We start from the raw sequence: 23,820 nt of genomic DNA, 5'->3' as shown, positions 1-23,820 counted from the left end.
ATTAAAGCGTTTGCTCCAAAATGCGAACAACTAATTGCTCAAAACTTGCCCCATTTGCTTTTGCCGCCATAGGCACTAGCGATTTCTCAGTCATTCCTGGCACTGTATTTACCTCTAACAGGTAAAAGTTGCCTTCCTCGTCTTGCATTGCATCTACCCGACCCCAGCCACTTGCACCTACAAGGTCAAATGCATCAAGCGATATTGCTTGTAAATACTTGGTATCTTGCTCTGATAAATTAGCAGGGCAATGATATTGCGTTGTACTTGACTGATACTTAGCTTGGTAATCGTAAAAACCATTTGGTGTCGTCATTTCAATCACAGGCTGTACATCGTCACCTAACACAGTGACAGTAAATTCTCTGCCTGTAATCCATTGTTCAACAAGTACTTGGCTGTCAAACTTAAATGCATTAACAAGTGCATCTTCAAGTTCTTGTGCTGTACTTGCTTGTGCCATGCCTATACTTGAACCTTCGTGCGATGGCTTAACCATTACTTTTTTAAATTTATTCATTATCGCGGTTGCATCAAAACCTTTTTTGGCATCAACTACCGCGTAAGGTGCGGTACTCAAGCCCGCTGATTTAAATAGATGCTTACAGCGAATTTTATCCATAGCAAGTGCCGAACCTAATACGTTACTGCCTGTATAAGGTAGGTTCATAAATTCAAGTGCACCTTGTACCGTGCCGTCTTCGCCACCACGACCATGCAGAGCAATAAACACACGCTCTACATTTAACTCTTTTAATTCCCATAAAGAACGACTTTGTGGATCAAACGCAATCGCGTCAACACCGCAATTTTGCAGTGCATTTAAAACAGCCTGACCAGATTTTAATGACACTTCACGCTCTGCTGAGTTTCCACCTAGCAACACCGCTACTTTTCCAAATTGTGCATTTGCCTGAGTCATACTTCACCTTGTTTAAGTTTTTCTATCGACATACCCGTTGCAGCTAAAGCTTTTACTAATTGCCCTATATTACCTGCACCTTGGGTTAATACTAAATCATTATTTTGCAAACAGTCAGCCAACACACCTGCAAGCTCTGAACTTGAAGCTACATGTAACGGCTCTTTACCACGTTGGCGTAAGCTACGGCATAGGCTTTTACTATCTGCGCCTACAATTGGCTCTTCACCAGCGCTATACACATCAAGTAATAATAACTGATCAACATCAGCTAATACTTTTACAAAGTCTTCATACAAATCGCGAGTACGCGTAAATCGATGTGGTTGATAAACCATTACTAAGCGCTTATCGGGCCAGCCTTCACGTACTGCTGCAATTGTTGCAGCTACTTCTGATGGATGATGACCATAATCGTCAACCAACATAATGTTGCCACGTTCGTTTTCAAAGTCACCGTAATGCTGAAAACGTCGACCGATCCCTTCAAACTTTTGCAACGCTTCTAAAATTGCATAGTTAGCAATATTTTGATCTTTTGCAACGGCAATAGCAGCGGTTGCATTAAGTGCATTGTGCCTACCTGGCATGTTCAAGGTTGGCGTTAAGCTCTCGCCTTGTTTGTTAGTAACCGTAAACTTACACGTATTAGCCGATTGGCTAAAATCGCTCATGCGATAGTCTGCATCACTCGCCTCACCGTAAGTGATTACAGGGCGACCAAAACGAGGAATTAAATCTTTAGCAACTTCAGAGTCAATGCATACAACGGCTAAACCATAAAACGGTAAGTTATGAATAAAATCCACGTAAGTGTCTTTCATTTTCTCAAGGCTACCGCCATAGGTTTCCATGTGATCTTCTTCAATGTTTGTGATCACCGATACCATTGGTTGTAAATGTAAAAACGACGCATCACTTTCATCAGCTTCTGCTATTAAAAAGTCGCTTTTACCAACTTTGGCATTACTACCTGCGCTATTTAGCAAACCGCCAATAATAAATGTTGGATCGAGCCCTGCTTGCCCATAAATACTCGCAATTAAACTTGTTGTTGTTGTTTTCCCATGCGTACCCGCAATAGCTATACCGTGTCGAAAACGCATAAGCTCAGCTAGCATTTCTGCACGGCGTACAACGGGAACTCTTGCTGCTTTAGCGGCAATAATTTCAGGGTTTGTTTCGTCAATAGCACTTGAAACAACAACCACGTTGGCATCTTTTACATTATTTTCATGATGACCAATAAATACTTCTGCGCCCGCTTTAATTAAGCGCTCAGTCATTGCGCTGTGAGCAATGTCTGAACCTGTAATACGGTAGCCTTCAAAAGCGAGTACTTCAGCAATACCGCCCATACCCGCACCACCAATACCAATAAAATGGATAGTCTCGATTCGACGCATTGCAGGTCGTGTGTGTTTTTCTTGTACTGACGTTTGTTTCACTTACACTCTCTTATTTGATACTTGCTCACAGTGCGCAGCTACGCTTGCTGTGGCATCTAAAATGGCTTGTTTTTTAGCATTAGCAGCCATTTCAGTGATTAATGAAGGTTGGGCTAAATATGGGCTTAAAAGTTCAACTATTGATTGTTTATTGAACTGCCCTTGTGGCATTAACAATGCACCATTAGCCATCACTAAATATTGTGCATTTGCTGTTTGATGATCGTCAACCGCATGAGGAAATGGTACAAAAACAGCCATTTTTCCTGCAGCGGCAATTTCGCTAACCGTTAATGCGCCTGCGCGACAAATTACAATGTCAGCCCAACTATAAGCGGCGTCCATATCATCAATAAATTCTGCTGCTTTTATACCTGCATCAGCAAACTCATGCGCTTTATAAGCCGCTTCTACAGAGTCTAAGTGCCCTTTACCTGTTTGGTGCCAAACACTTATTGGCGTGGTATTACCAAGTACTTTAAATGCTTCTGGTAACGTTTGATTAAGCACTTGTGCGCCAAGCGAACCACCAACCACTAAAATATTGATAGGGCTTGATACATCGCGCTTAACTATATCAATAACGCTTTGGCGAACCGGATTACCTACTAGCTCAGCTTGTCCCTTTGCAAACGCACTAGGAAAAGCAGCTAATACTCGATTAGCAAACTTAGCAAGCCATTTGTTACTCATTCCGGCAACTGCATTTTGCTCATGAATAACCAATGGAATACCCAAACTTTTAGCAGCAATACCTGTTGGACCAGTAACATAACCGCCCATTGCAAGTACTACATCTGGTTGCTGTTCTTTCAATACCTTACGCGCTTGCAATATTGCATTAAGTACCATGAATGGGGCTTTAATAAGGCGATTTAAACCGTTGCCACGAACGCCTTTAACATTAATAAAATCAATATCAATATTATGCTTAGGAACAACTGTCGCTTCCATTCTATCGGGCGTGCCAATCCAGCTAACTTGCCAGCCTTGCTGCTTTAAATAATCAGCCACTGCAATGCCTGGGAAAATATGTCCGCCGGTACCACCAGCCACTACTACTAATTTTTTACTCATCGTTTACCTCCGCGTGAGGTGGCTTGTTTGGTTGCCATTTTGGTTTCAAAATCTACGCGCAATAAAATACCGGTGGCTATTGTCATTATTAATAGGCTTGATCCACCATAAGAAATAAACGGCAGCGTTAACCCTTTTGTTGGCAATATACCTGCACTTGCGCCCACATTAACCATGGTTTGAAACGCAAACCAAATACCAATGGCAAACGCAAAATAACCTTCGTATTCTTTGCCACATTTAAGTGCTTGTTGCCCAATTAATAATGCTCTAAACACTAAAGTGCCTAGTACAACTAAAATACTTACTACGCCGATTAAGCCAAGCTCTTCGCCTATTACAGCAAAAATAAAGTCATTATGCGCCTCTGGTAAATATTGGAGCTTTTGCACACTGTTACCTAAGCCTTGACCAAACCAACCGCCTTGGCTGTACGCCATTAACGATTGTACTAATTGATAGCCTTTGCCAAAGGGATCATCCCAGGGATCTAAAAAGCCAACAACACGCGCCATTCGATACGGTTCAACAATTATAAGTAATACAACCAAACCAATGCCCGTTAGGATAAGTACAAAAAACTGCCATAGCTTAGCGCCTGCCAAAAACAATAAACCAACGGTTGTTACAAACATAACAACCACTGTGCCTAAGTCTGGCTGTAATAAAATAAGCAGTGCGTACACAGCAAAAACAGCAATTGGCTTTGCAAACCCTTTAATATTTTCTTGTACTTCTTCGCGCTTTCTAACTAAGTAGCCCGCTATATAACTAAAAAAGTATAACTTAGCGGCTTCAGCCACCTGAAACCCAACCGGTCCAATGGGGATCCATCGTTTTGCACCATTAACCTCTCTACCAATAATTAATACTGCTATTAACAGCACCATTCCTAATATTAGTAAATAAGGATTTGACCGTTTCCACCAATCCATTGGTACACAAACAGTGATCCAAAAAAGTACAAAAGCCATCGCTAAAAACATGCTATGACGAATTGTTATGTGGTAAGGGTCATTAAACAATCGCTCAGCTGTCGGCATTGATGCACTGGTTACCATTATAAAACCAACACCAATTAGCATTATTACGCAGTACAACAACGGTACATCGTATAGCTGCCCAGAAGGCTTAGGTGTTAATGCATCTTTAATATCGGCAAAAGCAATCATAATTGCTCCGCCATAACACACTCAACAAAATGCTCACCACGCTGCATATAATTGTTGTACATATCAATACTCGNCTTTAGCCAAAGTAACGGCTTCTTCCATATTATTAGTTAAGTAGCTTTTATTAGTAATTGCAGCTAGCTCATTTGCATCTTTACCAAAACAAATTAGCGCTTTAACATGTTGTTTTATGTAAGGCTTAAGGGCATTTAAATCAGCACCTTTAGAATCGCCACCCGCAATAACAATAAGATTCTCACCGTCACTTGCTAAACTATCTATTGCTGCAATAGTTGCCCCAACATTAGTCGCTTTTGAATCGTTAAAATACTTAACGCCATTTTGATCAGCTACAAATTGACAACGATGAGCCAAGCCATTAAATTGACTTAACGCGTTTTTATATTGCTTTTTGCTTACTTCAAACGGGCTTAAAAGTGCCATTACTGCAAGCGCATTTAAATAATTGTGCTTACCCACTACCGCAAGTGTACTCACAGGTAAAAAAGCTTCGCCTTTAACAATAAAATGAGTTTCACCATTGTGTGGCGCCAAATGGTAATCACCATGTTGAGCCCCAAAGCTAACTTGAGGTGTTACACCGCTATTAATTGGGTATGTTTGTATATCGTCGGCATTTACAACAACACGCTCTGCAGAGTTATAAATACTTAGTTTGGAGTCAATATAAGCTTGGTAACTATCGTATCGATCAAGGTGATCCTCCGACACATTAAGCACAGTCGCACTAATTGGCTTTAAGCTTGTAGTTGTATCTAGCTGAAAACTTGATAACTCAAGTACATACACATCAAAATCATCACTAAGTAAATCAAGTACCACAGTGCCAATATTTCCACCTAATGCAACTTTGTAACCGGCTTCTTTTAGTACTTCATAAGCAAGTGTAACTACGGTTGATTTACCATTAGAGCCCGTTACTGCAACTACAGGTTTGGTGTTTATACGTGCAAATAATTCAACATCACCAATAACTTCAACACCGCTGTTAATTGCGTGCGCAATAGCCGATATTTTTAAGCTAAGCCCCGGACTTACAATAATTATATCGCTTGAACTAAGTGCTGCGTCATCTAAATTACCAAAGTGCGTATTTAGCATTGGTGCATGCTCTTTTAGCCAATCAATCCCTGGTGGGTTTGCTCGGCTATCAACTACTTTGGGTGTAATGCCTTGAGATAATAAAAAACGCACAATGCCCAGACCGGTTACACCGAGTCCGAGCACTGTTATTTGTTTGCTTTTTATCTCGTTTAAATACTGCATTTATCGAATCTTTAATGTCGCAAGGCCAGCAAGTACTAGCACAATAGAAATAATCCAAAAGCGCACAATAACACGCGGCTCTGGCCAACCTTTTAATTCGTAATGATGATGGATTGGTGCCATTCTAAAAATTCGTTGCCCTCGCAGTTTATACGAACCAACTTGTAAAATTACCGACAATGCTTCCATAACAAACACACCGCCCATAATAATAAGCAGTAATTCTTGGCGAACTAACACAGCAATAATACCTAATGCACCACCAAGGGCTAATGAGCCTACATCGCCCATAAATACTTGGGCTGGGTAAGTGTTAAACCATAAAAAGCCAAGCCCGGCACCTACAATGGCAGTACACACAACTACAAGCTCACTCGCTAATGGTAAATGCGGAATATGTAAGTAAGCTGAAAAGTTAATATTACCCGTTAAATACGCAATGATAGCCAGTGCAGAAGCCACTAAAATAGTGGGTACAATTGCAAGCCCATCAAGTCCATCTGTTAAATTTACAGCATTAGAAGTACCTACTATCGCAAAATACGTAAGTACTATATAAAACAAACCTAATTGCGGTAATACATCTTTAAAAAATGGTACAACTAACGATGTTTCAGAAGCTTGTGCGCTGGTAAAGTACAATGCAGTAGCCACAACTAGCGCAATTACCGATTGCCAAAAGTACTTCCACTTAGCAATTAAACCTTTAGGGTCTTTACGAATAACTTTACGGTAGTCATCAACAAAACCAACAATACCTAACGAGCCAATTACAAACAGTGTTGCCCATACATACTTATTCGATAAATCAGCCCACAGTAATGTACTGGTAAAAATAGCCGCTAAAATAAGTAAGCCACCCATAGTCGGTGTACCTGACTTAGATAGATGCGATTGTGGACCGTCATCACGAACTGTTTGACCTATTTGCATACGCTGCAAGCCACGGATTAATTTAGGACCTAAATAAAGAGACATAACCAACGCAGTTAAAATACCTAAAATAGCACGGAGCGTTAAATACGAAAAAACATGAAAACCACTAAAATATTGTGTTAAATACTCAGCCAGCCAAACTAACATTATGATACTCCATTGATGGCTTGTTGCTGGCCATTAACTAAATCTGTTACTAATAATTCCATGCGAGAACTACGCGATCCTTTCACTACTATCGTTGTTTTTTTATTCACTTCATTAATACTCGTTTGTATTCTTTGTTGCATTTGCTCTCGACTCGAGAAATGGCGATTAGGTATTTCAAATACATCACTAGCATATTTACTCAATACACCTAACGTAAATAGCTCATCAATACCTTTTTGCAGTGCATATTCACCTACTTCTTGATGATATTTACGTGCATCTTCACCGAGCTCTCCCATGTCTCCGAGTGCTAAAATACGATGACCCTGCATATCGCTTAACAAATCAATAGCTGCCTTTACCGACTTAACATTGGCATTGTATGTATCATCAACTACGGTAAGTAAATCAGATACTTCAATTAAATTTACACGACCTTTTACATCTCCCATAGTGGCAAGTGCATTGGCTATGTCTTCAAGAGTTACATCAAACTCGCTAGTTAATGCGGCTGCAATAAGCGCGTTACCAATATTATGTTTACCAGGCAATGCTAAAGTAACAGGGACCTGCTTATCTTTAGTACAAAGCGTAAAGCTTGCGCGAGCGTTGGCATCAAGTGTTATATCTTCAGCCCAAATATCGAGTTTTTCGGTTGTTGAAAAGCGCTTAACATCACGCCCTTTAAGTTTGTCTAACCAATATTGACTAAATTCACTGTCACAATTAACAATGGCGACACCATCGCCTTTAAGACCATCAAAAATCTCACCTTTCGCTTTCGCAACCCCCATCAAACTACCAAAACCTTCTAAGTGGGCTGCAGCTACATTACATACTACTGCCACATCTGGTTTTGCCATTGCTGTGGTATATGCTATTTCGCCTAAGTGGTTTGCGCCAAGCTCAATAACAGCAAAGCGATGTTGTGGCTCTAAGCGTAACAATGTTAGTGGCACGCCAATATCGTTATTAAAATTGCCTTTAGTAGCAAGTACATCACCGTGCACCGATAAAATTGCCGCACACATTTCTTTTACCGTGGTTTTGCCTACACTTCCTGTAATGGCAATTGTTTTAGGCGCAACTTGCGCCATAACTGCTGTGCCAATTACACCTAGTGCAATACGCGTATCGCTAACTATAAATTGTGGAATATCTACATCTACTTTATGCTGAACAATAACGCCAATAGCGCCCTTTTGTTTAGCCTCTGCTATAAATTTGTGACCATCAAAATTTGGTCCTTTAAGCGCTAAAAACACTTCGCCTTCGCATACTGTGCGAGTATCAGTATTTATATTTAGCACTTGTTGATTATCACCTTGATAATCGGTTGCTAGCACATTGGCTAACCAATCAAAATCCATTGGGATCATGCTTGAGTCCCTCTTACTGCTTTTTTTAGTTGTTCTTGTATATAACGGCGATCACAAAAATCGATGCGCTTATCGCCTATTATTTGATAATCTTCGTGACCTTTACCTGCAATCAAAATCACATCATCTGCCGTTGCATTTTCAATGGCGTAGCTAATTGCTGTGGCTCTATCTGCTTCTAAATGCGCTTTTTCAGGATGTGTTAAACCGCCAGCTACATCAGCAATAATATCATTCGGGTTTTCTGAGCGAGGGTTATCACTTGTGATAATTATTTTATTCGCATTTTGCTCTGCGGCTTGTGCCATTAATGCCCGTTTACCTTTATCTCTGTCGCCACCACAACCAAACACACAACTAACTCCACCTGGCACATGTTGCTGCAATGCTTGTAATGCAAGTGCAAGTGCATCTGGAGTGTGTGCGTAATCAACAACACACGTTGGCATATTTGCTTGGCTAAATGATTGCATTCGCCCAGCAACTGGTTGTAATTGCGCACAACCAGCAATTAACTGCTCAAGCGAATAACCTAAACCTAATAATGTGGCAATAGCCGCAGTCAGGTTGTATAAGTTAAACTCCCCAAACAATGGAGATTTGATTGCAACATCACCCCAGCTTGTAGTTAATTGCGCCGAAATACCTTCACTTGAATATTTAACGTCAGAAAAATATACAAATTTCGCATTTTTAGGAGGCAGGCTTTTACGCCCATAACAAATAAGGTTCTCAAAATCATATTTTTCAAGCCATTGCTCAGCTTGAGAATCGTCTTGATTGAGTACTACAACCTCTGGCTCAAAATCACGAAACAGCATTAGTTTAGCGTCACCATAACTTGCCATATCACCGTGGTAATCTAAGTGATCGCGAGAAAGGTTTGTAAATACAGCGGCTTTAAATTCACACTTTGCAACACGGTGCTGCACTAAACCATGGGATGATACTTCCATCGCCACTAGTTTTTTATGTTGCGAGCTTAAGTCACTTAAAATGTGTTGTAAGTCGACCGTAGAAGGTGTGGTATTAATAAGCGGAATTAGGCTATCGGGATGCCCATAACCTAGTGTGCCAATAATAGCTGATTCAGTACTACAAAATTGCGCCAAATGGGCAATCATTGCAGTGGTCGTCGATTTACCATTAGTTCCAGTTACACCAATTAAATCAATATTCCGACTTGGTTGATTGTAAAAACGACTAGCCAATTCTGGCAGTTTTTTATCAAGCTCTGTTACTAAAAACAGTGGTTCAAAATTTGTTTCAAACTCACATAATCTATCAGCTATGATAGCTATTGCGCCATTTTCAATTGCTTTGGCAATAAAGTGCCCGCCATCTAATTCATGACCTTTAATTGCAACAAATACATCGCCAGGGGTTACTTCACGGCTATCTAGACGCAAATGCTTAACCTGTTGCGAGGGTGCATCTATTTCGATGTATTTTAAAATATCCTTTAAATCACGCATCGTTATCTTTACCTTTTACGTACGCAACCTCTTCCTTGTCTGGCGCTACGTTTAATATTCTTAATGCGTTAGAGATGATTTCTGCAAATGCAGGTCCCGCAGTGGCACCTCCATAGTACACATCACCGCCTGGCTCATTAATCATAACTACCACTGCTAAACGAGGATTACTCGCCGGTGCTACACCTGCAAAATAACCTACGTATTCATCACCATAACCACCAGCAACAGCTTTTTTAGAAGTACCTGTTTTGCCCGCTGCACGGTAACCATCAACTTTTATATTTCGTGCAGTACCGTCTTTTTCAAACACACTTTCCATCATGCTTACTACGGCTTCTACGTCTTTTTGCTTAAAAATGCGTTCGCCTTCAGGCACACTATCTTGTTTTAAAATAGTCAAAGGGCGATTAACTCCACCTGCACCTAACATGGTATAAAAACGTGCCATTTGAGCAGTACTTACCGAAATAGCATACCCGAACGATAAGGTCGCAATTTCAAAGTCAGACCAACGACGGTTTGGATAAAATAATCCACTACTTTCGCCCACCATGCCCGTACCTGTGTCACTTCCAAATCCTACTTTTTGATATAAACCGACTAAGTAGTCTTTAGGTACAAGTTGCGTCACTTTCGCAACACCCATGTTTGAGGAATACTTTAATATTTCACGTAAGGTTAGTTCGCCATGGTTACGAGTATCTCGTACTAGGCTTCCGCCTAAACGCATCCAACCTGGGTAGGTATCAATTGTGTCATCTGCTTTAATTGCGCCGTAGTCTAGCCCAGCTAAAATGGCTAGTGGCTTAACAGTTGAGCCTGGTTCAAACAAATCGGTAATTGCGCGATTACGGCGCTTGTGAGGAGCTGCATCATTTAAATTATTAGGGTTAAATGATGGGCTATTAACCATTGCAAGTACTTCACCAGTTTTAACATCAACCACCATGGCAGATCCCGATGTCGCTTTATAAGTAAGTACAGCAGATTTTACTGCTTTGTAAGCAATACCCTGAATACGTTGATCAATACTAAGCTGAATACTTTCGGGCTCTACACGCTCACGTTCATCGAGTACTTCTACCTCACGCCCTTGTGCATCTTTACGAATAGTACGACGGCCTTCTTCGCCCGTTAATGCATTTTCATAAAGCTTTTCAATGCCTTCTATTCCTTTGCCATCAATATTGGTAAAGCCAATAACATGGGCAGTAACTTCACCAGCAGGGTAATAACGTTTAGATTCATCTAATAAGTGAATACCCGGTAAGCGCAAATCAGCAATGTAATTTGCGACGGCAGGTGTAACTTGGCGTTTTAAATACACAAAACGACGAGTAGGATCATCTAAAAGTCGAGTATTTATTTTTTTAGGATCAGTGCGTAAAACATCGGCAAGTTCACGCCAACGTAGATCATTTTTATAATAAAGCGCAGTGCGTTTATCAAGCTCAACTGCGTTTTCAGCTAAAGACACTTGATCTTCGCCATCTTTGCGCGCTTGTTTAACCACTTTAGAAACAAGTGACTTACGCAATGCTTTAGGATCAGCATACACACTTACTACAGGTACACTAACAGCAAGTTCTTTACCGTTGCGGTCAAAAATCATTCCGCGTTGCACATGAAGTTTTTCGACACGTACAGTTCGCTTATCACTCTCTGAACGCGCCTTATCTGGTTCAATTACTTGTAAGTAAGCAGCTCGAGATACCAGTGTTACAAACACCATAAACACAACGCCACACACCAACATAAAGCGCCATGTGATTAAATTATTTGCTGGTTTTTTACCTCGAGTTCTCATTGTAATACTATTACCTGTTCATCTTGGCTTGTTGGCCGTTTCATTTTTAGCTGCGATATAGCCACTTCTTCAATGCGCGCATGCTGCGAATAAAATTCTTCTTCAACTAATAAATAACGCCACTCTAAATCAAGCTCATCACGCTCTTCTAATAACGTGTCTTGCTCAATTAGCTGCCCACGAGCAAGATGAGTTGTTTGTACAACCGTTAAACTAGAAGCGAATATCACAACCAACAAAACCGAGGTAAGCTTGTTAGCTCCCAGGCCTTTAATTATTTCAAAGAATAAATTAGGTGGTTGACGATGATTCGCTTTATTACTCATCCAAGCCTCTGTGCAATCCTAAGTACTGAACTACGAGAACGTGGATTACGCTGAACTTCTGCAGCACTTGGTTTAATTGCTTTACCCACTGCTTTTAACGTCAAATTTTTATTTATTTGTGCATCAGTTAAAGGTAAACCTCTAGGTAAAATCTCTCCCCGACTCTGTTTTCTAATAAATTGTTTTACGATACGATCTTCTAATGAGTGGAACGAAATAACCACTAAACGCCCACCTGGCTTTAGTACTTTAACTGCGGACTGCAATGCAGTTTGAATCTCTTCGAGCTCGCTGTTTATGTAAATACGAATAGCTTGAAAGGTGCGTGTAGCTGGATGTTTAAATTTATCTTTTACTGGTACCGCTTCGTCAACTAAATCAGCAAGCTGCTTTGTAGTTGTGATTGGTGTGTGTTCACGTATTTCGAGTACTTTATGCGCAATACGTTTGCCAAACTTTTCTTCGCCCAGCTTTTTAATAACATGGGTTATATCATCTAGTTCAGCTTCGGCTAACCATTGTGCTGCACTGCGACCCGAAGTAGGATCCATGCGCATATCAAGTGGGCCATCTTTCATAAAGCTAAAACCACGTTCAGCATCATCAAGTTGTGGCGACGACACACCAATGTCTAATAAAATACCATCTACTTTGCCAATGAGATCGTTTTGCTCTGCTACTTCGTAAAGTTTTGAAAAGCGAGAGTGTGCAATTGCAAACCGTGGGTCATCAGCAAACTTTTCAGCTGATTGAATAGCTTGTGGATCCTGATCTATTGCTTGCAGGCGTCCTTCGTCACCAAGGCGCGCTAAAATTTGGCCTGAATGACCACCACGTCCAAAAGTGCCATCCATGTATATGCCGTCTGGCTTAATTGCAAGGGCATCTATGGTCTCGTCCATCAAAACGGATACGTGTTCAAATTGCGCTGTCATTAGCTATTCTTTGCCTTTTTATTGTGCTGTTAGTTAAAGTGTAAAGTTATCTAAAATTGGGTTTGGCTCAAAAGCACCAAGTCTTTCTAGCTCAGTATCTTTACGCATCTGTTCGTTCCAACGCGCCTCGTCCCATATTTCAAATTTATTCATCAAACCAACCAGCATGATTTTTTTGCCAAGTTCTGCATGTGCGCGCAATGAAGGCGCTAACAAAATTCGACCATTTTTATCAAGTTGATATTCAGTAGCATTCCCGAGCAACATACGCTGCATTCGACGGGCTCGTGGATCCATATTAGAAATTTTAGCTAAGCGATTCTCTATCTCTTGCCACTCAGCTAGTGGATATAACCATAAACAGGGCTCATTTAACGCAACGGTACAGATCACTGTTCCCTGATCTTCAGATAACAAGGATTCTCGGTACTTAGTGGGTACCGCAAAGCGTCCTTTATCATCCAAACTCAGCGAACTTGCGCCACGAAACATAAAAAGCCTATTTTAAAATTGTTTTAATCAACATTTGATTAATTTGATCCAATTTGATCCACTAAAAACCACTTTTCACCACAGTGCTCCAGTTTATGGCTTGACAAGCCTTTTTGTCAAGTAAGCTGACCAGCTTTAACAAGTCCCAAAGCTAGAAAAAATAAGGGTTTAAGCAAAGCGATTGAATTACGTGGGAAAAAGTGGAATAACAACGCAGAAAAAACTTTCCTCGCTTTTGATAACTTCTTGTTTACAAGCTCTGCTTACTGAATAAACAGTGAATATTTATAAATTTTTAACCCTTTTTCACTATTTTGTAAAATTTACCCAGATAGGTAGTAATAGTTACGATTTATTTTTAATTACAAAATATAAAAAACGAGAAGTAAAAATAAAAACTAATATAATCAATAAACTAAAATTAAAAACATATTTGGATCAGTCATTGCATATCTAAAATCACTATTTAAATATTTTAATTTATTAAGGATTGATTATGGCTACTGCAACAAATACTAAATCGACTGTACCTACAGATGCGAAGTCTGAGATTAAGCAAACAAATAGTGAAGCACCTTTGACCGATAAAGCCACATCAGCTGCACACGATGCAGTGGATGCTCTATCTGGAAAAGCTGCAACAGCAGAAAGTAGTATGAGAAAAGGGGCGTCTAGTTCAGCTGAAGCATTAAGCGAAAAGCAACTTATTGCTCGTGAAAAGCTAAGTGAATGTACAGCAAAAACACGCGCCTTTGCCTCTGAAAATCCATTAGCAACTGCAGGTATCGCCTTTGCTGCGGGCATGCTTATTACATCGTTATTTCGCCGTAAGTAACTTGTGATGGATAACTCGCAAACAAACGCAACCAAGGATGGTAACGCGCAAAACCAAACCACTGATCATGAAAGCCAAAAGGACGATTGGCAAGATCACATTGCAAAGCTTTTAGAATACTCAAAGCAACTCAAGGATGATTACCAAACTCAAGGAAAGATCACCCACCAGCTTGCTAAAGCTGAATGGAGGTTATCGCTTAGATCGCTTGCATTGATCACCATATTTTTGGGCTGTTTTGCCAGTGGTTTAGTTTTGTTGTGGGCGGGAGTTTTAGGTGCTGTTGGATATGGTATATACGATTTATTTGGATCGGTATGGCTTNCAGCCACTTTATTGCAAGTCGCTTGCTTAGCATGGCTTTGGAAAAACACTGTTTATTTAAGTAACAAGATTGGTTTTAGTAAAACGCTAAAAAGCTTAAAGCAGCTATTTAATTTGTAAGAAGACTTGGATCTGTTGACCTTCCATGATTAAAATTTGTTCTCTCTAGAGGCAGTTTAATTGCGGCGCGAGGTTGTAACCTAGTGGGCTCGGTAACTCCTCTTGCGTTACCCTACTGGCTTTCATCCATGTAAGAACAAGTGAAAACCGAGTAAGTAACAAAGAGTAAATTGCCCAAAGGGCAGCGCATGTCTTGCCTTTATGCTGCGTTACTACCTATTTATGGGGAGCAACCACACTACATAGGCTCTGCTTTGCTTAATAACCAAACATGCTACTGTAAATTTAACCTCAAAAGATAAACGGGCCTATTGTGTTAGTAAATCATTTAATTAAAGCACCTAATGAGAATGTTCAACTTTTAAGTAAGCAAATGGATGTGCGCAGCGAATTGAAACGACAGCATCATGCTGCATTTCAATATAGGCTAAAGCGTTTCGCTGCAACTAAAGTAGGATTAACCAGTGCATTTTTAGCTGGTGTAGCAGTTCAAGCGGGTAAAAACGAAACGGGGCTAGTCAAAAAATATGGCTGGCTTGTTAGGCTACTCGCTTAAAAGTAAATATTTCTACCGTGATCAGATAAATAATTTATCTCAGGACCATTCGGCACTACCTGTGTTGGGTTGATCATTGTGTGGCTAAAGTAGTAATGACGTTTAATATGATAAAAATCAACCGTTTCCGCTATCCCTTTAACCTGATATAACTCTCTAAGGTATCCGCTTAGTGCAGGGTAGCTTTCAATCGTGCGCAAATTACATTTAAAATGACCAACGTACACGCTATCAAACCGAATTAGAGTAGTGAATAGTCGCCAATCTGCCTCTGTGAGTTCATTTGCAGCTAAATAACGCTGCTTACTCAGTATGTTTTCTATTTTATCGAGTGCTTTAAATACATCGTTAAATGCCTCTTCATAAGCATTCTGAGTTGTTGCGAAGCCCGTACGATAAACTCCATTATTGATATTTGGATAAATCAGCGCGTTTAATTCATCAATTTTTAGTTTTAATACATCAGGATAATAATCATCTTTGTTACCTGTTAATTCATTAAACGCACTGTTAAACATACGTATAATGTCAGCAGACTCATTGCTCACAATTTTATTAAGCTTTTTATCCCACAATACAGGAACTGTCACTCGCCCTGAATACTTAGCATTATTTTTTGTATAAACCTGGTGTAAGTAATTACTGTTAAATAAAGTATCGCCAGTACTGTTTTGAGTATCAAACGCCCAACCACTATCAAGCATATCAGGGCTAACAACCGACACGGTAATCAACTCTTCTAATCCTTTTAATGTTCTAAATATAAGCGTTCTGTGCGCCCAAGGACATGCCAGCGATACGTATAAGTGGTATCTGTTAGCTTGGGCTTTAAACCCAGCATCACCAGTAACGCCGGCTCTGCCATCCGCCGTTATCCAATTGCGTAACTGAGCAGCTTCACGTTCAAATTTACCATTACTTGAATCTGTGTCGTACCACTTATCTTGCCACTTGCCGTTAACTAATAATCCCATAAAATTCTCCTAAAAATATTGTTAAATATTACCAAAATCACCATTTTTATAATCGCGTACTGCTTGCTGTATTTCAGCTTGAGTAGTCATTACAAATGGACCCATATGAGCAATAGGTTGATTAAGTGGGTCACCTGCTAAAACCAAAATACCGGCACCTTGTAAAGAGCTAATATTAATATCGCTGCCAGGTTCTAAAATAAGTAACTTACCTGCTGGTATTGTTTGATTATCGGCTGNGAGCCACTGTGAATATAGATCATTACTTTTTGCTGGCTCAGAGGTGCTAAATACATGCTTTTTTCTGCAGGTAATGTGATATCTGCAAGTGCAGCGTTAGCAGCTAAACTTTGCAAACTACTTGTAAGTATCTCATTTTCGAACTGCCACGATCCTGCAAGTGCTTTGAACGTCACGCCTTGTGTGTTTGTAAAACTCGGGGCTGGATTTTGTGTAGTGTCTTGATAACGTGGATCACGCATTTTATCCAAACTTGGCATATTGATCCAAATTTGAAATCCATGCAGACCATTTGAAGTGTCTGCAAGTGGCATTTCACTGTGCATTACTCCCCTACCTGTACTCATCCATTGTACATCGCCTGATCTAATCGCTTTCTTGTTACCCATTTGATCTCGATGTTCAAAGCCTCCTTTTAGAATATAAGTAAATGTTTCAATTCCTCGGTGGGGATGCTCAGGAAAGCCTCCTATGTAATCTTTTTTATTATCTGATTTAAGTTCATCAATCATTAAAAACGGATCTAAATACTTTCCATCAAACCCTGGTATTCGACTAATATTTACCCCATCGCCATCTTGAGTTGCATAGGCTGTAAGTACTTTTAATATTTTCATTTTTAACTCACTTTAAAGAATAAGTTGATGGAGTTATTAAATCATCCATTAAACAAAACAACTATGTCTTTAAATCGAGCTTAACATTCTAAAAAATAGACTATAATGCTTTATTGGTTATATTTTCAACCTTATAATTACTATGGTTATTTGGAGCTAATTTGGTTACAATTCTTATTGCAAAATACAAAACTAAGGAATAGTTATTTTTACTTATTCTCTCAAACATCAGCTTTATCGCTTGTTAATATTACTTAGCATTCCGGGCACCGCTTTGATTGTTTTTACATTGCTGTTTGAACGCGCTCATTCAATAGAGCAAAGTGAAGACAAGGTAACAAGTATTGCAAAGCACTTCATTTCTCAGCAAAAAAACTTAATTGATGATATTGATCGTTTAGCTAGTTATTTAGCTAAAGAGGAAAGTAATAAAAATAACTTAGCAACAACCTGCCCAAACTACTTTAATCAATTTAGAGCTATTTATCCGCACGTTGCAAATATTGGTATTGTTAATCAACATGGGGTTGTTATTTGCACAACAAATGGATTAGCTAAAGCGATAAATGTTGCAGATCGTCCATACTTTCAAAATGCTTTAAAGAGTAACCAGTTATCTGTAGGTTACTTTCAACACGATAGAAGCCTAGAAAAAAATACGCTTAACTTTGCCCTGCCCATCACTAATAAAAATAATATAACCCAAGGTGTTATTGTTATAGTGGTAGCACTTGATTGGTGGAACAATGCTTTTAATGATATTGAACTACCAGTAGGCTCTATTGCAGCAATTGCTGATGCAAACGGTAAAATTTTAGCCCGCTATCCGCCAGACTCTGCTGCAGTGGGAGAAAATATTACCCAAACTTTACTGGCAACCGATTTCTCTGTAGATAATACAACATCAACAATAATAAATTCTAATGGGGGTGAAACTCGTATATTTCATCACTCTGTAATTTATAGCGATCCGAGTAATAATAGTTTAAACATACATATTGCACTCCCTATAACTAATGCTTTAAATCAGATAAATAATAATTTTTTTATAGCACTCGGTATATTTATTTTGTCATTGTTGGCAATGACCCTAATCGCACGTAAATTACTTAAAACCAGTATTATTGACCCCATTAACAACCTAACGAATGCAACCGATGTGTTAGCTAAAGGCGCAATGCCCGAGCAGCAAGTTCAGCCTAATAGCCCAGAACTAAACACACTTTATCAACGTTTTAAATCAATGGCGCAAACTCGACTCACCGCAGAGGCTAACTTAAAAAATAAGCACGATGAACTAACGAGCTTACTTAATACGCTACCAGATAGTTACGTTAAGATTAATAGTCAGGGTGATATTCTTAATATTACGGGTCAATTCAAGCCTCAAGTAAATCCAAACAGTATTGAAGTTCCTCACTTAACATCAATACTCTCACAAGCTAATGTTTACCTTTTATTGGCGCAGTTGCCTAAACTAGATGTGTCGAATAACTTAGAATTTACGCTCGAAAAATCAGATCCAAAGCGCAGTTTTGAAGCACGTATTAGTGCAATGCAAAACAATAATGAGTACGTGGTTGTACTTCGCGATATAACACAGCGAAAAGCAAATGAAGAGGCGCTCCATCTTGCCTCATTAGTTTATAACAACAGCAGTGAAGGTATGGCAATAACCGATGCTAATGGCATTATTTACGATGTTAACCCTGCTTTTTGCAAAGCTACTTTATATAATAGAGAAGAAGTTGTTGGTCAATCGTCTGCTATTCTTTCATCGGGAAAACACGATAAGAGTTTTTATAATAAAATGTGGTCTGAACTAAAACAGACTGGTCGCTGGCAAGGCGAAGTTATCAACCGTAAAAAAAGCGGTAAGCTGTATACAGAATTACTCACTATCGATACGATTTACGATCAAAACAATATAGCAATTCGTCGTATCGCTATATTCACAGATCTAACAGAAAAAAAACAAGCTAACGAAACTATTTGGCGACAGGCACATTTTGATCATTTAACCGATCTACCTAACCGATTAGAATTAAAAGAGCGATTAAACAAACAACTTTTAAATGTAGATAGCAGTAATAACCAACTCGTTATTATGCTTTTAGATATTGATCACTTTAAAGATATTAATGACACTTTAGGTCATCATTACGGTGACAACTTACTAAAGTTAGTATCACAGCGTATTGTGCAGTCGGCAAAAAATGCTGAATTTGTAGCGCGTATTGGTGGCGATGAATTTGTTATTGTGTTTAACCACATTAAAAGTACACGCCATATAAATCAAATAGCCAGTAACATTTTACTTAGCTTGTCTTCAGCTTTACATATTGAAAAAGAAGAGTTTTTTATTAGTGCAAGTATAGGTATTGCATGTGCGCCTAACGATGGTGAAAATACCGAGCAACTTTTAAAAGCCGCCGATCAGGCAATGTATAAAGCAAAAAGCAACGGGCGTAACGGTTTTGAATTTTTCTCTGCTGATATGCGCGAACATGCACAAGCCCGTATGTTGCTATTAAAAGATTTAAGAAGTGCAATTGAGCAAGAGCAGTTTGAGTTATTTTACCAACCCATTGTTGCTTTAAATAACCTACAAATTCACAAAGCAGAGGGATTGATTCGTTGGCAACACCCAAAAAAAGGCTTAATCAGCCCTATTGCTTTTATTCCACTTGCTGAGGAAACCAGACAAATAAATGCAATTGGTCAATTTGTGTTTGCTCAAGCCTTACAAACATTAAATGACATAAAAAAACTCACAGATGATACTTTTCAAATAAGTGTAAACGTATCTCCCGTACAACTATCAACCCCCGATAGCGGTATAGATGACTGGTACGCGATGCTAAATGCAGCAAAACTACCCGCCTCTTCAATTGTGGCTGAAATAACCGAAGGTTTAATGGTTAACCCTGAAGCGTTAACGCAAAGACGCCTAAAAGAAATAGTAAAATCAGGAATGCAACTTGCTCTTGATGACTTTGGTACAGGGTACTCATCGCTTGCTTACTTACAAGAAATGGATACCGACTACTTAAAAATAGACAAGCGCTTTGTTGATAATATTCAAGTTGGTAGTCAAGAACTCGCGCTTTGTGAAGCAATTATAGTAATGGCGCATCAACTAGGTTTAAAAGTAATTGCTGAAGGTATTGAAACCAAATTACAAATGCAATTATTACTCGATGCAGGATGCGACTATGGTCAAGGTTACTTATTTTCTAAGCCTCTAAATAAAAGTGACTTTATGACACTTTTAACTGATAAAAAAGTTATTCGTTCTAAATAATTAGACAAAAAAAACACTGTTACGCAATAAATAGTCCATCTATGCGGTCAAGTAATGCAATCAGATAGAAAGTAGTGACAGGATTTCGAAATGGCAAAAGCAACATTAGAGCAATGGCGAATGTTTAAAGCGGTTGTAGACCACGGTGGGTTTGCAGGTGCAAGCGCTGCAGTACATAAAAGCCAATCAACCGTGCATCATGCTGTGCAAAAGCTCGAAGGCGCCTTGCAAGTAAAGTTGCTTGAAGTAAAAGGTCGTAAAGCATTTTTAACCGATAATGGTAAGCTCATTTTACGCCGTGCAGAGTTTTTAATTGAAGAAGCAAGTAAAATAGAGTCAGTAGCAAGTACCTTAAGTGAAGGTATTGAAAGTACATTAAAAATTGCGGTTGATGAAGTATTTCCGCATTCTATTTTATACCAAGCACTTGCTAAAACGAGCGAGCTTTATCCGCTGCTAAAAATTGATTTAATCGAAAGTGTGCTAACCGGTACAAACGAGTTACTAAGCAATGCTGTAGTTGACTTAGCTATCTCATCTATCCCTGTTTATGGCATTAGTTGCACCAAACTTTGTGATATTGAGTTTGTTGCCGTAGCTCATAAAGATCATCCATTGCACCAACGAGTGGAGCAATTAAATTTTCATGATTTAAAACTTCACAGGCAAATAGTAGTAAGAGATTCAGCAACTTACACCAGCCACAATGAAGGATGGCTTGGTGCCGATATGCGCTGGACAGTTAGCCACTTACGTAACTCTATTGATATGGTAAGCCAAAACTTAGGTTATGCATGGCTCCCCAATACACAAATATCGCACCTAATAGAAGATCAAACATTAAAAGCGCTAAATTTAGAGCAAGGCACAACTCGCACTCTTAATTTATATTTAATGTGTAACGATATAGATAGACTAGGTCCTGCTGCCCAAGAGTTTAAAGAGCAATTAATTGCTTTAACTAATTCGTAATTAATACGCTAATTTAAATTAGCGTATTTTTTTACCTGATACGCTTTAAATTAATTATTTTTAACATCGAGATGATCGGCAACGTAAGCGCCTCTATGACCTCTTTCTTTAGATGGACCAATTGTGCTATCTATTGCCGTTTGCTGCTCTGTAGCAGCATTAGTAGAAGCACCTAGAATAACAATATAAGCACTTATATAAAGCCACATAAGCATAATAACAACGCCACCTAGCGATCCGTAGGTTTCGTTGTAACTTGAAAAACGCGACACGTAAAATGAAAAACCAATCGAAGCAACAATCCAAAGCACGGTTGCAATAGACGATCCCATCGTGATCCAGCGCCATTTAGCTGGTTTACGATGTGGTGCATATCTATATAAAAGTACTAATGCAAAATTAAAAGTAAATGCCAGCAATGGCCATGAAATAAGCTTTATAAGTAAATCAACTTCTTCTTGTAAACCTACCAAGTTGAGAACAATCGGTAAAATACCAATAATCAATAGCGCAAAAATAGACACAACAATAGCGCCTACCGAAAACAAAAATCGAACCAATTGCGCTTGAAAAAAAGATCGCTTTTCATATTCACGGTAACTAATGTTACACGCAGTAATTAATGCTTGGCTTCCCTTTGAGCTACTCCAAATAGTTAATACTAATGTACCCAAAGCACTCATACTTAAGCTTGCGTTTGAACTTTGGGCAAGGCTCGAAACTTGCGATAAAATAAGCTCTCGTGTGCTATCGGGTAATAACGTAACAAATTGACTTAAGTGCTCATTTATATCAATAGGAGATGCAAAATAGGCATAAACTGATACTAATGCTGCAATTGCCGGAAAAATAGCAAGTAGAGCATAAAATGCCACACCTGCAGCAACAAGCGATAAATTGTCTTCATCCATTTGTTTAAAAATGCGTTTAGCAATATCCCACCAACCTACAGCAGGAATACTTATAGGTTGTGTAGCTTGCTGCCCTCGCTTAGCTTCTTTCATTCTAAACCTCAAAATTTGTATTATGTTATTACAGCAAAATATTTGCCAAGTTAAATAAAGCGTTTGGTATCAAACTTGCTAACATTTAACTATAAGTGACTCTAACACGGAAGATAAGCCATGCTCACTACTCTACAAAGCAGCCTAGCACTAAATAATACAGCACCAACAACTGAAATAATTAGAGTTGACACACTTTCGTGGAATTTCTTTTATGATCAAGGCGTGCAATTACTTCACGCAACAGCGCAAATTTTACCCACACTTTTACTCGGTATAATACTTTTAATACTCAGTTACTTAATTGCAGGACCACTTTCTCGATTACTAATTAAACCCATTGATTACATGACCGACAGTAAACTTGTTCATCTCGTTATAAGGCGCAGCATAAGCACCTTGATTATTTTATTAGGGGTGTATTTATTTTTACGTTTAGCAGGGCTTACTCAATTTGCTGTTGCTATTATGAGTGGGACTGGGTTAATCGGTTTAATACTCGGCTTTGCTTTTAGAGACATAGCAGAGAACTTCATCGCCAGTTTATTATTGAGTGTACAAAGACCTTTTAAAATTGACGATGTCATTGAAGTAGATGGCCGATTAGGTATTGTTAAAAAAGTAACCGCAAGAGCAACCACGCTTGTTGATTACGATGGCAATCATATTCAAATTCCTAACGCGACTGTGTATAAAAATACCATTAAAAACCTAACTGCCAATCCAAAAATGCGCGGTAAAGTAGAAATTGGTATAGGCTACGATAACGATATACGCAGCGTACAAACCCTTGCCCTCGATATTGCGAATCAACAAAACGCGGTGCTTATCGACCCGCCGGCACAAGTATTAATAAAAAACTTAGGATCATCGACGATTAACTTTGTTTTGTATTTTTGGGTTAATAGCGAACAGCACAGCCCATTAAAGGTAGGCTCACAACTTATGCGAGAGCTTGTGAATGAGTTTACAAAACAAAATATTAGTATGCCTGATGACGCACGAGAAAGAATTATACTCACAGCCCCTAACGACAGTATTTCTAGTTCAGAGCAAAAACAGCCATCTCAGAGCAAAAACAAAAAGAGTGAAACAGTTGATCAAACTAAAACGCTTGATGATGTAAGCAGCGACACCGATGAAATACGCGAACAAGCAGAGCAATCACGCGATCCAGAACAAGGGAAAAATATTATTTAAGGATGGCTTAGATTATATATAACTAAAATTTAGACGCAAAAAAGCCCGCAGCGTTAACTGCGGGCTTTTTATTGAATGAGTGAGTCAGCCTATAAGCCGGGTTTTGTCCTTTCCGAAGAAAGTGATAATCATTCGTCTAGGCCATAAATCGCTCTATGGCTCAAGCAACCTACCCGGTTCCAACGTGGGCCACGCCATAAGGAACCCTATTTGGTCTTGCTCCGAGTGGAGTTTACCTTGCAACCGACTATTACTAGCGGCCCGG

Annotated in this window: 19 protein-coding genes, 1 other RNA gene and 2 pseudogenes; 6 read left to right on the top strand and 16 right to left on the bottom strand. The window is 39.2% G+C overall.

The features are described from left to right. Window position 1: 1 nt before the first annotated feature. From L647_RS0120450 to mraZ, 12 genes and pseudogenes are all read right to left on the bottom strand, one after another. On the bottom strand, window positions 2–922 hold the full coding sequence (locus L647_RS0120450; RefSeq protein ID WP_024612670.1) for a D-alanine--D-alanine ligase: 921 nt from the start codon (window positions 920–922) through the stop codon (window positions 2–4). Further along, window positions 919–2,370, bottom strand: coding sequence for a UDP-N-acetylmuramate--L-alanine ligase (gene murC / locus L647_RS0120445; protein ID WP_024612669.1), 1,452 nt, complete (start codon window positions 2,368–2,370; stop codon window positions 919–921). Before murC ends, L647_RS0120450 begins: the two co-directional genes overlap by 4 nt. Beyond that, a complete protein-coding gene (gene murG / locus L647_RS0120440; protein WP_024612668.1) occupies window positions 2,371–3,447 on the bottom strand; it encodes an undecaprenyldiphospho-muramoylpentapeptide beta-N-acetylglucosaminyltransferase in 1,077 nt (358 codons plus the stop codon). Further along, window positions 3,444–4,619, bottom strand: coding sequence for a cell division protein FtsW (gene ftsW / locus L647_RS0120435; protein ID WP_024612667.1), 1,176 nt, complete (start codon window positions 4,617–4,619; stop codon window positions 3,444–3,446). Before ftsW ends, murG begins: the two co-directional genes overlap by 4 nt. Continuing rightward, a pseudogene (murD, locus tag L647_RS01000000124720) lies at window positions 4,616–5,906 on the bottom strand (UDP-N-acetylmuramoyl-L-alanine--D-glutamate ligase). Before murD ends, ftsW begins: the two are co-directional and overlap by 4 nt. Then, window positions 5,907–6,989: a phospho-N-acetylmuramoyl-pentapeptide-transferase gene (gene mraY / locus L647_RS0120425; protein WP_024612666.1), complete on the bottom strand. Its 1,083-nt coding sequence runs from the start codon at window positions 6,987–6,989 to the stop codon at window positions 5,907–5,909. Next, on the bottom strand, window positions 6,989–8,371 hold the full coding sequence (gene murF / locus L647_RS0120420; RefSeq protein ID WP_024612665.1) for a UDP-N-acetylmuramoyl-tripeptide--D-alanyl-D-alanine ligase: 1,383 nt from the start codon (window positions 8,369–8,371) through the stop codon (window positions 6,989–6,991). The genes mraY and murF overlap by 1 nt, the downstream gene beginning before the upstream one ends. Next, a complete protein-coding gene (murE, locus tag L647_RS0120415; protein WP_024612664.1) occupies window positions 8,368–9,846 on the bottom strand; it encodes a UDP-N-acetylmuramoyl-L-alanyl-D-glutamate--2,6-diaminopimelate ligase in 1,479 nt (492 codons plus the stop codon). The genes murF and murE overlap by 4 nt, the downstream gene beginning before the upstream one ends. After that, on the bottom strand, window positions 9,839–11,656 hold the full coding sequence (locus tag L647_RS0120410; protein WP_024612663.1) for a penicillin-binding transpeptidase domain-containing protein: 1,818 nt from the start codon (window positions 11,654–11,656) through the stop codon (window positions 9,839–9,841). Before L647_RS0120410 ends, murE begins: the two co-directional genes overlap by 8 nt. After that, window positions 11,653–11,982 carry a cell division protein FtsL gene (gene ftsL / locus L647_RS0120405; RefSeq protein WP_024612662.1) on the bottom strand — a complete coding sequence of 110 codons (330 nt, stop codon included), beginning with the start codon at window positions 11,980–11,982 and terminating at the stop codon, window positions 11,653–11,655. Before ftsL ends, L647_RS0120410 begins: the two co-directional genes overlap by 4 nt. Next, entirely contained in the window at window positions 11,979–12,917 is a 939-nt protein-coding gene (gene rsmH / locus L647_RS0120400) for a 16S rRNA (cytosine(1402)-N(4))-methyltransferase RsmH (protein WP_024612661.1), read from the bottom strand. The genes ftsL and rsmH overlap by 4 nt, the downstream gene beginning before the upstream one ends. 33 nt (window positions 12,918–12,950) lie before the next feature. After that, on the bottom strand, window positions 12,951–13,409 hold the full coding sequence (gene mraZ / locus L647_RS0120395; RefSeq protein WP_024612660.1) for a division/cell wall cluster transcriptional repressor MraZ: 459 nt from the start codon (window positions 13,407–13,409) through the stop codon (window positions 12,951–12,953). A 496-nt stretch (window positions 13,410–13,905) separates the two neighbouring features. On the opposite strand from mraZ, the gene L647_RS0120390 reads away from it, so the two are divergent. The 3 genes from L647_RS0120390 to L647_RS0120380 all read left to right on the top strand — a co-directional run bounded on the left by L647_RS0120390 (window position 13,906) and on the right by L647_RS0120380 (window position 15,244). Then, window positions 13,906–14,244 carry a hypothetical protein gene (locus tag L647_RS0120390; RefSeq protein ID WP_024612659.1) on the top strand — a complete coding sequence of 113 codons (339 nt, stop codon included), beginning with the start codon at window positions 13,906–13,908 and terminating at the stop codon, window positions 14,242–14,244. A gap of 6 nt (window positions 14,245–14,250) precedes the next feature. Then, on the top strand, window positions 14,251–14,688 hold the full coding sequence (locus L647_RS0120385; RefSeq protein WP_024612658.1) for a hypothetical protein: 438 nt from the start codon (window positions 14,251–14,253) through the stop codon (window positions 14,686–14,688). A gap of 313 nt (window positions 14,689–15,001) precedes the next feature. Beyond that, window positions 15,002–15,244: a hypothetical protein gene (locus L647_RS0120380; protein ID WP_024612657.1), complete on the top strand. Its 243-nt coding sequence runs from the start codon at window positions 15,002–15,004 to the stop codon at window positions 15,242–15,244. Here the strand turns inward: L647_RS0120380 and L647_RS0120375 are convergent. Beyond that, window positions 15,241–16,218, bottom strand: a complete 978-nt coding sequence (locus L647_RS0120375; RefSeq protein ID WP_024612656.1) for a glutathione S-transferase family protein — start codon at window positions 16,216–16,218, stop codon at window positions 15,241–15,243. The two genes, L647_RS0120380 and L647_RS0120375, sit on opposite strands and share 4 nt — an antisense overlap. A gap of 21 nt (window positions 16,219–16,239) precedes the next feature. Further along, window positions 16,240–17,075: pseudogene (locus tag L647_RS01000000124715) on the bottom strand (pirin family protein). 199 nt (window positions 17,076–17,274) lie between these two features. Between L647_RS01000000124715 and L647_RS0120365 the strand changes: the two are divergent. Next, window positions 17,275–20,379 (top strand): EAL domain-containing protein, encoded by a 3,105-nt coding sequence (locus L647_RS0120365; RefSeq protein ID WP_033024562.1) that lies wholly within the window; start codon window positions 17,275–17,277, stop codon window positions 20,377–20,379. Between the two features lie 90 nt (window positions 20,380–20,469). After that, the gene (locus tag L647_RS0120360) at window positions 20,470–21,351 is read left to right on the top strand and encodes a LysR family transcriptional regulator (RefSeq protein WP_024612654.1); all 882 of its coding nucleotides are present in this window, start codon (window positions 20,470–20,472) and stop codon (window positions 21,349–21,351) included. A gap of 50 nt (window positions 21,352–21,401) precedes the next feature. Here L647_RS0120360 and L647_RS0120355 read toward each other — a convergent pair whose 3' ends face one another. Then, the gene (locus L647_RS0120355) at window positions 21,402–22,355 is read right to left on the bottom strand and encodes a YihY/virulence factor BrkB family protein (RefSeq protein ID WP_024612653.1); all 954 of its coding nucleotides are present in this window, start codon (window positions 22,353–22,355) and stop codon (window positions 21,402–21,404) included. A 120-nt stretch (window positions 22,356–22,475) separates the two neighbouring features. Between L647_RS0120355 and L647_RS0120350 the strand changes: the two genes are divergently transcribed. After that, window positions 22,476–23,555: a mechanosensitive ion channel family protein gene (locus L647_RS0120350; RefSeq protein WP_024612652.1), complete on the top strand. Its 1,080-nt coding sequence runs from the start codon at window positions 22,476–22,478 to the stop codon at window positions 23,553–23,555. 76 nt (window positions 23,556–23,631) lie between these two features. Here L647_RS0120350 and rnpB read toward each other — a convergent pair. After that, an RNA gene (gene rnpB / locus L647_RS1000000125095) (RNase P RNA component class A) lies at window positions 23,632–23,820 on the bottom strand; the annotation flags it as partial.

The organism is Pseudoalteromonas sp. TB64 (genome assembly GCF_000498095.1).
In the GTDB taxonomy this organism is placed as follows: Bacteria; Pseudomonadota; Gammaproteobacteria; order Enterobacterales; family Alteromonadaceae; genus Pseudoalteromonas.
Note: the sequence above shows the minus strand (reverse complement) of the source record. Positions and strands in the feature narration are given on the sequence as shown.